Annotated in this window: 11 protein-coding genes; 7 read left to right on the top strand and 4 right to left on the bottom strand. The window is 68.3% G+C overall.

Annotation, left to right across the window (positions count from 1 at the left end; genetic code table 11):
* Positions 1–4: 4 nt before the first annotated feature.
* Positions 5–610: a GOLPH3/VPS74 family protein gene (locus ACWCP8_RS07015; protein WP_356001747.1), complete on the top strand. Its 606-nt coding sequence runs from the start codon at positions 5–7 to the stop codon at positions 608–610.
* Between the two features lie 215 nt (positions 611–825).
* Positions 826–1,884 carry an alpha/beta fold hydrolase gene (locus ACWCP8_RS07010; protein ID WP_451114656.1) on the top strand — a complete coding sequence of 353 codons (1,059 nt, stop codon included), beginning with the start codon at positions 826–828 and terminating at the stop codon, positions 1,882–1,884.
* A gap of 162 nt (positions 1,885–2,046) precedes the next feature.
* On the opposite strand, the gene ACWCP8_RS07005 is transcribed toward ACWCP8_RS07010, so the two are convergent.
* On the bottom strand, positions 2,047–2,616 hold the full coding sequence (locus tag ACWCP8_RS07005; protein ID WP_451114654.1) for a CGNR zinc finger domain-containing protein: 570 nt from the start codon (positions 2,614–2,616) through the stop codon (positions 2,047–2,049).
* Positions 2,617–2,784: 168 nt separating this feature from the next.
* Here ACWCP8_RS07005 and ACWCP8_RS07000 point away from each other — a divergent pair, with 168 nt between their 5' ends.
* Positions 2,785–2,961, top strand: coding sequence for a hypothetical protein (locus ACWCP8_RS07000; protein WP_267008668.1), 177 nt, complete (start codon positions 2,785–2,787; stop codon positions 2,959–2,961).
* Positions 2,962–3,417: 456 nt separating this feature from the next.
* On the opposite strand, the gene ACWCP8_RS06995 is transcribed toward ACWCP8_RS07000, so the two are convergent.
* On the bottom strand, positions 3,418–4,230 hold the full coding sequence (locus tag ACWCP8_RS06995; RefSeq protein ID WP_451114907.1) for an AraC family transcriptional regulator: 813 nt from the start codon (positions 4,228–4,230) through the stop codon (positions 3,418–3,420).
* Positions 4,231–4,487: 257 nt separating this feature from the next.
* On the opposite strand from ACWCP8_RS06995, the gene ACWCP8_RS06990 reads away from it, so the two are divergent.
* The 3 genes from ACWCP8_RS06990 to ACWCP8_RS06980 all read left to right on the top strand — a co-directional run bounded on the left by ACWCP8_RS06990 (position 4,488) and on the right by ACWCP8_RS06980 (position 7,847).
* Entirely contained in the window at positions 4,488–5,570 is a 1,083-nt protein-coding gene (locus tag ACWCP8_RS06990; RefSeq protein WP_352263316.1) for an aldo/keto reductase, read from the top strand.
* A gap of 121 nt (positions 5,571–5,691) precedes the next feature.
* A complete protein-coding gene (locus ACWCP8_RS06985) occupies positions 5,692–6,426 on the top strand; it encodes a response regulator transcription factor (protein WP_451114652.1) in 735 nt (244 codons plus the stop codon).
* On the top strand, positions 6,423–7,847 hold the full coding sequence (locus ACWCP8_RS06980) for a sensor histidine kinase (RefSeq protein WP_352263313.1): 1,425 nt from the start codon (positions 6,423–6,425) through the stop codon (positions 7,845–7,847). The genes ACWCP8_RS06985 and ACWCP8_RS06980 overlap by 4 nt, the downstream gene beginning before the upstream one ends.
* Positions 7,848–7,922: 75 nt before the next feature.
* Here ACWCP8_RS06980 and ACWCP8_RS06975 read toward each other — a convergent pair whose 3' ends face one another.
* Together ACWCP8_RS06975 and ACWCP8_RS06970 are read right to left on the bottom strand one after the other, a co-directional pair.
* A complete protein-coding gene (locus ACWCP8_RS06975) occupies positions 7,923–10,388 on the bottom strand; it encodes a glycoside hydrolase family 65 protein (RefSeq protein WP_451114649.1) in 2,466 nt (821 codons plus the stop codon).
* Positions 10,388–11,185 carry an HAD family hydrolase gene (locus ACWCP8_RS06970; protein ID WP_451114647.1) on the bottom strand — a complete coding sequence of 266 codons (798 nt, stop codon included), beginning with the start codon at positions 11,183–11,185 and terminating at the stop codon, positions 10,388–10,390. The genes ACWCP8_RS06975 and ACWCP8_RS06970 overlap by 1 nt, the downstream gene beginning before the upstream one ends.
* A gap of 361 nt (positions 11,186–11,546) precedes the next feature.
* Between ACWCP8_RS06970 and ACWCP8_RS06965 the strand changes: the two genes are divergently transcribed.
* Positions 11,547–12,539 carry an Acg family FMN-binding oxidoreductase gene (locus tag ACWCP8_RS06965; protein WP_451114645.1) on the top strand — a complete coding sequence of 331 codons (993 nt, stop codon included), beginning with the start codon at positions 11,547–11,549 and terminating at the stop codon, positions 12,537–12,539.
* Positions 12,540–12,637 lie beyond the last annotated feature (98 nt).

Below are 12,637 nucleotides of genomic sequence, written 5' to 3'. Positions count from 1 at the left end.
CCTCATGACCACACCGCAAGATCTGTTGATCGTCGCCTTGGACGTGGTGCCCAGCCGTCCCGTGGAGCAGGGCGATCTGTCGCTCGCGCTCGCGGGAGCCGAGGTGATCGATCTCATCGACGCCCAAGCCCTGACACTGGATGACGACCGCATCGTGCCGAGCGCCGCGTGGACACTGGCTGATCACCTGTTGGACGAGGCCGCGTCGTCGCTGGTTCGGCAGATGCCCTACGAGTCGGTCGAGGACTGGCTGTGGCGCCGAGGCCGCGGACTGTCCTCGGCCTATCTGGCCGCCCTGGAGGCGGAAGGACAGGTCACCCGGCAGCACGGCCGCTGGAGTCCCGCCCGGACCGCCCGGACGACACTGGTCGACTCACCCGCTCGACGCCACGCGGCGGACCGCTGGACGTCGGGCGAGCCCGTCCTCGCGGTCCTCGCTGCCGCCGTCGGAATCCGCGAATTGCCTGCTGAGGACTCCCCGAGCGTGGCCGACGACGCGGTCGAGACGGTGCTGGCCGCCGTCAACAACGCAGTGATGGAACTGGAGGCTGTACGGCAACGGCGAGCCATCGAAGATGCGGCCTTCGACAACATCTGGCGAGGCAACTGACGAGGGCACGGGCGGATGGTAAGCCGTGTCCGCAATGCCGGGAGCCCCCGTCGCCGGCGATGAACCCCAAATGAGGCGGTGATGACACCGGATGGCCAAGTCGTGCCGCCCATGACGTCACGCAGGTACCCAAAAATGCTTCATCCGTCACGTCCGATGTGGCCACTCGCCCGGCATCCATGAGCGTGGAGAGATTTCGCAGAAAGGTGAGCCCGATGGACAGACGGACGTTTTCCAGAATTCTCGCCGTCGGGGCTGTCGGAGCCTCGTTACCGGCACTCTCGGCGACATCGGCCTCGGCACCCGACCGGGAAAATCGCGCGATGCCCCCCACGGGGCGGGCGGGAAACACGTCTTTCGCCTCACTGAAGCGAGTGAATGCCGGAGTCCTGAACATCGGATACGCCGAGGCCGGCCCCGCCGACGGCCCCGTGGTCGTCCTTCTGCACGGCTGGCCCTACGACATTCACAGCTATGTCGACGTGACGCCCTTGCTGGCCGCCAAGGGCTACCGGGTGATCGTCCCTTATCTGCGCGGTCATGGCACGACGCGCTTCCTCTCGAGCAAGACGTTCCGGAATGCTCAGCAGTCGGTGGTTGCTCTCGACATCATCGCGCTGATGGATGCGCTGAAGATAGAGAAGGCGGTCCTCGGCGGCTTCGACTGGGGCGCGCGGACGGCCGACATCATCGCGGCGCTCTGGCCGGCACGCTGCAAGGCGCTGGTCTCGGTGACCGGCTATCTGATCACCAACCGTGAGCGCAACAAGGCGCCGCTGCCGCCGGAAGCCGAGTGGACGTGGTGGTATCAGTACTACTTCGCCACGGAAAGGGGCAGGCTCGGCCTTGAGCAGTACAAGCACGCTTTCGCGAAGCTCATCTGGAAGAACGTCTCCCCGACGTGGCATTTCGATGACGCAACGTTCGAGCGCACTGCGGCGGCCTTCGACAATCCGGACTGGGTCCCCATCGTGATTCACAACTACCGCTGGCGACTTGGCCTGGCCGAGGGCGACCCGCAATTCGATCATCTCGAAAAGCAACTTGCCCGAAGCCCCGTCATCGCGCTCCCGACGATCACCCTTGACGGTGAGCTGGATCCGTTCACGCCTCCCGGAGACGGCGCCAGTTATCGCGGCCGCTTCACGGGCCCATACGCCCACCGAACGCTGAAGGGCGTCGGCCACAACCTGCCGCAGGAAGCCCCCGAAGCCTTTGCCGAAGCCGTCATCGAGGTCGACGGCTTTCGATCGGGCACCCCACAGTCTGCATAGGCCGTCCAGCGGATGTCCCAGTGGATGCCCGTCAGCGGCCGGCGTGATCGGAACACCTCGCCGCTGTCGGCCCGGCGGACCTTCAACCGGACCTTCAACCGGACCGGAGCCCCGGCTGCTGCGGCTCGACGAGCGGGATCGAGATCGTCACCCCGTCCCCTGTCACGGACGCGTGGCGACTGATGCCGACTTGCCCGCGCGCTTGCGGGCGCGGTAGGCCGCCGCCTTGATCTTGTTGCCGCACGGATCCATGGCGCACCACTCTCGGCGCGCTCCTCGCGAACGGTCGATGTAGATCTGCGTGCACTCAGGATTCGCGCACTCCTTGAGCAGCGGCATGTCCACCCCGCTGAGGATGTCGATGGCATCCCGGGCCACGGAGGAGAGCGCCTGCTCCGGGGTGGCTTCGATCCGGCGCCCCGCCGGAGTGAGCTGCGGAATTGCAGGGGGCATGCTCGCTGCGCGGTTCACCAGCGAGAGCGCCCCCTCGTCGTAGCTCTCGTTCGCCAACCTGGCGGTGACGAGCAGATGGATCGCTTCTCGAAGAGCCACCGCCTCCTCGACGTCCGACGCCTTGCACTTCGTGCTCCCGTCAGTGGTTCCGGATTCGCGGAACCAGGAGTCGAGACTCTCCGGCGATCTGAGCATGTCCCAGGGCACAGCGTTGCGCCGCGCGCGCAGTGTTCCGACAAAGTCGAGCGCCGCGGTGCCACTGGGAAAGGCGTGTTCCATGTCACCACCTTGACAGGTGACGAACTTGCATGCAACTATCGTCACTACTCTAACCAGTGATGCATCTGTGAATGTGTGGCACGTGATCACGCGGGCCATCACCCTCGCCGGTGCCGCATCTCCGGCAACGATCCACGCTCCAGCACAACAAACCGCAGGAGGCGACCCATGTCGCGAACAGAGAAGGTTCCGAGCGACGCCGAAGTGGCACGTCACACCCGGTTCGGCAAACTGCCGGAGCGCATCCGCCTGGAGGACACGACCGAAGGGCACGCAGCCACGGTCCTGGATCCGGCGAGGGATGCCTACAACTACGACGAGTGGCTCGTGCGCATGTGTCTGTGATGCGCGAGACGCTCCGACCATTCAGCATCCGACCATTCAGCACAAGGGATTCCCATGAAGATGTCGATGGCGTTGAAGAGGGTGTCGGTAGCCGTGGGTGTGGTGACCATCGCGTTCGGCTGCTGCATCCAACTCTTCTGACACGATCCCCCGTCCCGGGATAGCTGAAGCCGGGCGCCTGGCCCGCGGCCCACACCCCACCCACCTGGTTGGCAGCGAGGAGACCGCCGCCTCGGCTCTCCGCAATCGGGCGGACGACGAACTGGTCCGGACGCCGGTAGCACCCCGCCCGAGGGAAGCTGTTCCGGTGCGCCGACCAGGGCGCCCAGATCCACACCCCCCATCGAAGCCCTGGCTGTCAGCCAGGGTCTCGTGGAGCCGACGGCGTTGCAGGCCCTGCTGGCCCGTGCCCCTGACAGGCGCAGTCCGACGGCGGGAGGCGGCGTGACCGAGCGTCTACTCCTGGACAATCACCGCGGTTTGGAGGCGTGCTGCGTCCTGACCCGGCGGGGCTCCGAACATGCGCCGGTACTCGCGGCTGAACTGCGACGGGCTGTCATACCCGACGGCGTGTCCAATCGCGGCCACGTCGTGCGGCGCTGCGATGAGTTGAATGCGGGCCTTTTGGAGCCGCAGCTGCTTTTGATACTGCAGCGGACTCATAGCAGTCACCGCACGGAAGTGCCGGTTGAGCGAGGAGACGCTCATACCGACTTCGCGAGCGAGGTCGTCGATGCGAATCACCTGGTCATAGTGGGTCTTGATCCACTCGGTCGCGCGGGCGACGAGGGTCATGCGGCTGTCGGCCAGGCCGATCTGTCTGACCAGGGCCGCCTGGGGCCCGTTCAGCAGTCGCCAATGGATCTCGCGTCGCACGCCGGGCGCCAGTACCGGGATGTCACGTGGCTCGTCCAGCAGACGCAGCAGCCGGACGACAGCGTCCAGCAGCTTGTCGTCGGCGTTGCTGGTCGCGATGCCCGGTCCGTCGTGAGAGCGGACGTCGGCGGGGCCGGCTTCCACCAGCAGCTGCGCGACGATCGCAGGTTGCAACGGAAGCCCGAGGCCGAGAAACGGCTCGGCGGGCGTGGCGTCGGTGATCTGTGAGGTCAGGGGAAGGTCGACGCTCGCGACGAGGTACTGGCCCGAGTGGTAGTCGAAGACGCGGTCATTGAGAACAGAGCGCTTCGCTCCCTGGGCCACCAGAGCGATCACGGGTTCGGTGACCGTGCCCAGCGGTTCGGTCACGTGCTCGGCCGAGAACACCGTCATTCCGGCGATCCGCACCGGACGTGGGCTGCCTGCGGCAAGCCGCGCGATCCGGTTACGGATTTCGTCCAGGTGATGCACCACACCAGTGGACCATGGAATTGCGCGCGGGGCCAACACGATCCGGGCAAGGTTGAGCGGATTGTGCAACGATCCGCCCGCATCGGTCTAGGAGATCGCCAGGCAGCAAGGTCGAATGGAGGGGCACCGGGATGGCCTCCACGGCATCCACGAACATCTTTGGGCCAGGGAGTTCCACCATGTCGCTCGATTCCTACGTCACGCTCGGCCGCTCGGGCCTGCGCGTCAGCCCCTTCACGCTGGGCACCATGACCTTCGGTGAGGATCTCGGGTGGGGCAGCAGCCCACAGGAGTCCGCGAACATCCTGGCCGCCTATCTGGACCGGGGCGGCAACTCGATCGACACCGCCAACATCTACACCAACGGCCACTCCGAGAAAATCATCGGCGACTACTTCGCCGGCCGGTCCGCGCTGCGTGATCGGGTCGTGATCGGCACGAAGTTCTTCGGGAACCTGTACGAGAACGACCCCAACGGCGGCGGACCCGGCCGGAAGTCGATCGTGCAACAGCTGGAGAACTCGCTGCGACGTCTGCAGACGGACTACGTCGACATCTACTGGCTGCACAATTTCGACCCGTCCACGCCGGTGGAGGAGACCCTCCGCGCCCTGGATGACCTGATCAGCGACGGCAAGGTCCGCTACGTCGGATTCTCCGACGTGCCGGCGTGGGCTGCTGCCGAGGCGGCCACCATCGCGCGCTTCCGCGGATGGGCTCCGATCATCGCGCTGCAGTTGGAGTACTCCCTGCTCGAACGCACCTCGGAGGGGGAATTGATCCCGATGGCCCAGGCCCTGGGCATGGGCGTGATGCCATGGGGCCCGCTGAAGAGCGGGTTCTTGTCCGGCAAGTACTCCAGCACCACCACCGGCCCGGTCGACACCACGCGCACGCAGCTGGTCGGTGCCCCGAGCGAAGCCGACTATGTCGTGATCGACGCACTCAACGCCGTCGCCCGCGAAGTGGGCGCCAGTCCCGCCGCAGTGGCCCTGGCCTGGGTGCAGGGCCGTCCCGGGATCACTTCCACCCTGGTCGGCGCACGCCGCATCGACCAGTTCGAGGCCAACCTGCAGGCCCTGGACATGACCCTCACCGAAGCCCAGCGCGGTGTGCTGGATGACGTGTCCACTCCCACGCTGAACTTCCCGGCCCACAACAACAGGACGTTGGCGCCGATGATCCAGTTCGGCGGAGCCACCGTGGACGGGCGCCCGTCGACGGTGTCCCCGCTACTGCAGGCCAGCAGCGCCCGCTACTGACCAGGGCGGCGGGGAGCGGCCCACGCGGACGTCCGGGCACGGTGCGGCCGCCGGATTCAGAGAGAACTCAAAGGATGCCGCTCCCCCGCCACGTGCGGCATCAGGAGATGCTGGACGGGTCATGAACACACAGAACACACAGCCGCCCCTGCTGCGGCCGGACGGGACTCCGGTGCGGGCACTGGTCGTGGACGACGAACCGGATCTCACCGAGGTGCTGGCCGGAGCCCTGACGAGCGAGGGCTGGAACGTCCGTACGGCCGCCGACGGCTCGTCCGCGCTCGCGACCGCGCGTGTCTTCCGGCCGGACGCGGTCGTCCTGGACTGGATGCTGCCCGATATGGACGGCCTGCGCGTGTTGCGGGAACTGCACCGAGAGTCACGCGACATATGTGTGCTCTTCTTGACCGCCCGGGACGCGGTCGAGGACCGGATCGCCGGGATCACGGCGGGCGGCGACGACTACGTGACGAAGCCGTTCAGTCTGGAGGAGGTTCTCGCCCGGCTGCGCGGGCTGCTGCGCCGGGCAGGAATGGCGGGTGCCCCGGGCCGGGACCGGCTGGTCGTCGGCGAGCTCACCATGGACGAGGACGCCCGGGAGGTCAGACGCGGCGACGCGGTCGTCGAGCTCTCCCGCACCGAATTCGAGCTGCTGAGGTTCCTGATGCGCAATCCACGCCGGGTGCTGTCGAAGGAGCAGATCCTCGACCGGGTCTGGGCCTACGACTTCGGCGGCCGAGCCCATGTTGTCGAGCTGTACATCAGCTATCTCCGCAAAAAGATCGACGCGGGCCGCGCACCCATGATCCACACCGTGCGCGGGGTGGGGTACGTCCTGAAACCGGATCCCTCATGAGGCGGCCACCGCCGCACACGCTGCGCGGACAGCTCACCGCCGGGCTCGTCCTGCTGCTCGCCGCCGCCTGTCTCGCCGTCGGCCTCACGACCGTCTTCGCCCTCGAAGGTTTCCTCGTGCGCCGTCTCGACCAGCAACTGACGGCGTCCGGGGGCAGGTTCGCCGCCAGCCTGGAGCACGAAGCGACGCCGGACACCGACAACCAACCCGACTCACGGGGCCAGGCGGACCACACCTTCGGCGCAAGACTGCTGAACGGCCAGGTGACCCAGGCGGCCGTGGTCGACGAGCAGAACGTCCGCAAGGTGCCGCTGACCCGCAGCGACCGGCAGACGCTTCAGGAGGTCCCCGCCGATGGCAAAGGCCGCAGCGTACGGCTCTCCGGGCTCGGCTCCTTCCGGGTTTCCGCCGTCCCGGGAGACGACCAGGACGTCCTGATCACCGGGCTGCCGCTGCACCCCGTGGAAGAGACACTGCACCGGCTCGAAGGAGTGGAGGGAGTCGTGTTCGGCGCAGCCCTGCTCGCCACCGCAGTCACCGGCGCCCTCTGGGTACGGATCTCCCTGCGCCCCCTGCAACGAGTCACGAAACAGGCGGCCGGCGTGGCCCGGCTCCCGCTGGCCAGCGGCGAGGTTGCCATGCCCGATCCGCTGCCCGTCACCGACCCTCGCACCGAAGTGGGCCAGGTCGGCACCGCGCTGAACCGGATGCTCGGACACATCGGGGACGCTCTCACCCGGCGGCAGGCGAGCGAGGAACGCCTGCGGCACTTCGCCGCCGACGCCAGCCATGAACTGCGCACCCCTGTTGCCAACATCCGCGGTCACGCCGAACTGGCCCTGCGCCACCGAGGGCCCGTCCCCGCCGACGTCCGGCGCGCTCTGGAACGCATCCAGTCGGAGTCGGGCCGCATGGGTGACCTGGTGGACGACCTGCTCCTGCTCGCCCGCCTCGACGCAGGGCGCCCTCTCGAACACGAGCCGGTCGACCTCACCCTGCTCGTCCTGGACGCGGCCGACGACGCCCGCGCAGCCGGCCCCGGGCACCGCTGGATTCTCGATCTCCCCGAAGAACCCGTGACCGTCACCGGTGACGCGCACCGCCTCCAGCAGGCCATCGGCAACCTCCTGACCAACGCGCGCACCCACACCCCCGCCGGCACGGAAGTGACCGTCCGGCTCGTGTCCGAGAGCGCTGCCGTCCGCCTGACCGTGACCGACGACGGCCCGGGCATCCCGGAAAGTCTGCAGCCCGAAATCTTCGGCCGCTTCGTCCGGGCAGATCGCAGCCGCTCCCGCGCGACCGGCAGCACCGGCCTCGGCCTGGCGATCGTCCATGCCGTGGTCACCGCGCACGGGGGCAGCATCCGGGTCAGCAGCGAACCCGGTCGCACAGTTTTCGAGATGTCTCTCCCCCGCTGACCGCTGCGAGGGCTCGTCCCGTTCACCGAGGCCGGACAGCTCCGAGGCACTGGGGGGCGCGCCGATGGTGCGGTCTCAGCCCTGACGACCCTTCCTGTGACGGCGGTCGGGACGTCGGCCCGACGGCAGATCGAGCCATCGCGCGGTGCCGGGGGCGATCAGGTGGGTGTGGCCGCCCAGGACCAGCCGCACGGCTGGGTGGTGCGAGTGCGGTACCGCGATCCGGAGCCGCTGCGCTCGTATACCCAGGTCCACGTCCCCGTGTCCGCGGAATCGGATGCGTACCCCGAATTTCGAAAGCTGGGGAAGCGGGGCCGGGGAGAGCCACAGCGCGTCGTCACGAGTCTCCAGCCCGGTCATCCCACGCTGCACAAAATCGAGGGTGCCGGCCATCGCCCCCAGATGGATGCCTTCGGCGGTGGTGCCGCCCTGGATGTCGACCACATCACCGGTCAGCGCCTCTTCGCAGTAGGTCCACGCCTCCTCGCGGTGCACCCGTGCCAGCACCCAGGCGTGAACCAGAGAGCTGAGGGTGGAACCGTGGCTGGTACGCGCGAGGTAGTAGTCGACGGTGGCGCGCCAGGTCTCGTCGTCCAGCACATGCCCGAGGCGCTGGAACAGGCCGCCGAGCTCTCCGGGTGAGAAGAGGTAGCCGAGCATCAGCACATCGGCCTGCTTGGATGCCTGGTAGCGGTTGACCGTGTCACCCTCCGCCTCAAGAATGCGGTCGAGGCGCCGGATGTCGCCATAGCGTTTCCGATAAGCGGCCCAGTCGAGTTCGTCGAGTTCTCCGTAACCGGCGAACTGGCTGATGACACCACGGTGATACGGCACATACAGCCGCCGGGAGATGTCCTCCCACCGTTCCGGCTCTGCGGGATCGAGCCCCGAGCGCTCCAACAGGGTCCTGCGCCGTGGCTCGGGCAGGTCGCGGTACAGCTCCGTGGCCCGTGCCAGCACCCAGGCCGCCGTCACGTTCGTGTACGTGTTGTCGTCGATGCCTGCAGTCCCGGCTCCCGGATAGGCGTCGTGGTACTCATCGGGGCCGACCACACCGCGGATGCGGTACCGGGCCAGCGACGCGTCCCATTCGGCGCCGGCCGCCCAGAACCGGGCGATCTGCAGCAGCATCTCCGCGCCCTTCGAATGCAGGTACTCGGTGTCCGCGGTGGCCTGGCAGTACTGCCACACGTTGTAGGCAACGGCCGAACCCACGTGGTGCTGCAGTCGTGAACGATCGGGCAGCCAGCGCCCCGAACGCGGGTTGAGATGGAGTTCCTGAGTCTCCTCCCGGCCGTCGTCGGCACTCTGCCAAGGGAACATCGCCCCGGCCCGCCCGGCCTGTTGTGCCGCGCGGCAGGCCGCGGACAGCCTCCGATAGCGGTAGTCCAGAAGGCCCCGGGACACCTCCGGGAAATGCAGACTCAAGAACCTCAGTACGAACAGCTCGTCCCAGAAGACGTGGCCGCGGTACGCCTCACCGTGCAGTCCTCTCGCCGGTACACCGACGTCGAGTTCGGCGGTGTGCGGAGACAGCGTCTGCAGCACGTGGAAGAGGTGCAGTCGCAGAATCCTGCCCGCCTCGCCCGCAACCTCGATCCGGGCCCGCCGCCACAGGCCGGCCCACGCCCGATGGTGCGAGGCCAGCAGCTCCGCGAACTCCGGGGCCGTCCGGACACCGGCCACGGCAGCCCGCAGGGGGCTGCCGATCGCCGGGTCACGCGACGTGTACAGCGCCACCGTCTTGTCCACGACGGCGTCGCGTGCCGGATCCAGCGGCAGCACCAGTGTCTGGAAGATCTGCCGTGGAGTCTGCCAGGGACGGGCATGCCGACCGGACTCATCCGTGTGCCGCCCGGGACCGCCGGAGGTGGCGACGGTGCGGGAGGCCAGCGCGAAGCCGATGTCCGACTCCACTGTGCGGCATCTCAGCCACACCACATCGTCCTGTTCCGCTCCGGTCGACCAGCCGGTCAGGTGGCGGTTGGACAGATCCTGGTACCTCAGGACACCGGTGTTCCGGATGTCGCCGTCGATCGCCGCTTCCACCTCGATCGAGCCCGTCCAGCCATCCGCGGTGAAAACCGTGTGCAGGGCGGCGAGATGCGGGGTGCCCATATGCACCAGCCGGCACTGCTCGACATCCAGGCGACGACCTGCCTCGTCCTCGTAGACGGACCGACGGGTCAGCGTGCCGCGGCGCAGATCGAGCGTCTGCCGGTGTTCCTTGAGATGTTCGTGGTCCGGTGAGAGCCACGGTCCGGGGTCTGCGCCGACGGGGCGGATTCGGTAGCGCAGCGGCAGCCAGTTCGGCAGGTTGACCAGGTCGGCGTTCTCCACCGTCCGGCCCTGGACCGATGAGATCAGCCGGTCGTAGCAGCCCGCCATGTAGGTGCCCGGGTAGTGAGACCTGCCGGTGGATGTCTCGGATGCGGCTCCACGGGTGGCGAAGTATCCGTTGCCGAGTGTGCACAGCGCCTCGCGCAGCCGCTCCTCTTCCGGCTCGTACCCCTCGTACGACCATTCCCAGGCCCCCGCCATCAGTCGTCCACGTCGCTCAGCAGTTCACCGGGATCGGACACCACGATGTCGGCGCCGCGGCGTCGCAGTTCCGCGGCGCCGTCGGCACTGTCCGTCCGGTCCACGCCGACGACAAGCCCGAATCCGCCGCGGCGGCCGGCCTCGACACCGGCCAGGGAGTCCTCCACCACAGCGGTTTCCGGAACCGGGACGTGGAGGCGCCGCGCCGCCTCCACGAAGAGCGCGGGATCCGGCTTTCCCGCGAGCCCCAGCCGCCGTACCTCATTCCCGTCGACCACGGCCGCGAACTGCCCGATGAGCCCGGCCCGCGACAGCAGTTCCGTCGCGTGGCGGGAAGCGGACACGGCGGCACAGGGCACCCCCTCGCTTCGCAGCGCCTGAAGGAGACGAACCGTGCCGGGCCAGACATCGACCTGGTGCGTGCGCAGCGTTTCCGTGAACAGCTCGTCCTTGCGTGCGGCGACCGCCCATACCGTCGCGGTGCCCGGTGGGTCGTCCGGGCTGCCTTCGGGAAGGTCCAGCCCTCTCGACGTGAGGAAGGCCGCCGCACCGTCCCGCCGTGAACGGCCGTCGACGTGGCGGAGATAGTCGGCGACCGGATCGAAGGGCTGCTGCCCCTCCCGCTCCGACAGACAGGCGTCAAATGCCTTCTTCCAGGCCGCGGCGTGACTCCGGGCGGAGTCCGTGATCACTCCGTCGGTGTCGAAGACCACGGCCCGCACGGAGCGCAGGCACGGTGCCCGAGACAGTACGGCGGCCATGAATGGGGTGGTCCCTTCGTCAGGGTCTTCATTCATGGCATCACGGTTCCAGGACGCGGGCGCGTCGTGGTTCTCAGTAGGGCAGAGGCCGCCCGGACGGGGTTCGCAGGTCGAGGGGCGGCGGCCCCGAGACAGGCGGTGGACGGCGGACGATTCTGATGCGGCTCACTGCCACCACCTCCTGGCGCTCACCGGGTATGTGCCCAGGCGCGTCCGACACAACCCTGCGGCGGGAAACACGTCCACGTCCGAAGACCTTCCTGCCGGCCCATCCGAAACGGCCCCGCCGAGGGGCCGTCCGGCCCGGCCCAGGGACGAACGGCCCATACCCCCGGGGAGGACGCCCACTTCATCCTGAAGGTGCCTCAACCGATACCTGCTCTCCGGGAGGCCCCCGATGCTCGCGCAGACGCTCGACGACACGACGTTGGCCGGCCTCGTCTCCGATGCCACCGCAGCACCCTCGATGCACAATGCCCAGCCTTGGCACTTCGACTACAAACGTTCCAGCCGCACTCTCGCTCTTCGGGCGGATTTCGATCGTGCCATGCCGGAGGCCGACCCCTCCACCCGCGCACTGCACGTGGGATGCGGCGCGGCCCTCCTGAACCTGCGAGTCTCCGCAGCCCATCAGGGACTCTCCATGGAGACCACACTGCTGCCCGTCCCTTCGGACCATGCATTCCTGGCGAGCAACCACCTGAGCGACTCCCCCCAAAAGCCCCGGGATGCCGCGCTCGTCGGACTCCACCGCGCCATCCGGGACCGGCACACCAGCCGGTACCCATTCGACGCCCGGGCGGTACCCGAGGACATCCGCCTGCTCTTCGCCGACGCTGCCCGCGCCGAAGGAGCGGACTTCTCGTTCCTGACCCCGACGCATCTGGAGACCGTGCTGGAACTGATCCGGGACGCCGAGGGATACGACCGAGGGGACCCGGCGCGGGAAGCGGAGCAGCACCAATGGACCCGGGACACCCAGGCAGAGGCTCCCGTCGACGGGGTCCCGGACTACGCCTTCGGACCCTGCGACGCGTCCGGACGGGCGACGACCCGCGACTTCGCGGGCACCGCCGTCCTGGCGGGCCGAGCGCGCGTCCCGTTCGAAGGCCGGCCGCAGCTGGCCCTTCTGAGCACCGCGGGCGACCGCCCCGTGGACTGGCTGCGCGCCGGCCAGGCCCTGGAACGTGTCCTGCTCACCGCCACGCTCCACGAGGTAGCCACCTCGTTCGCGACGCAGCCCCTCGAATGGCCGGACCTGCGGTGGATCCTGCGCGACCCCGTCTTCGGCACGGGGCACGCACAGATGATCATCCGCATGGGATACGGCCCGGCGGGGCCCCGCACACCACGCCGCCCCTGGGAACAGGTACTGACGATCGAGCCGTAGAACCATCCCGGACCGAACGTCACGAGGCGAGCCGAGAAACTACAGGCAGGGCGTTGGCCGCATCCGCGCTGCTTCCGCCGCTGACCAGCCCGGTACCA

Source organism: Streptomyces sp. NPDC002206, from assembly GCF_053593595.1.
Note: the sequence above shows the minus strand (reverse complement) of the source record. Positions and strands in the feature narration are given on the sequence as shown.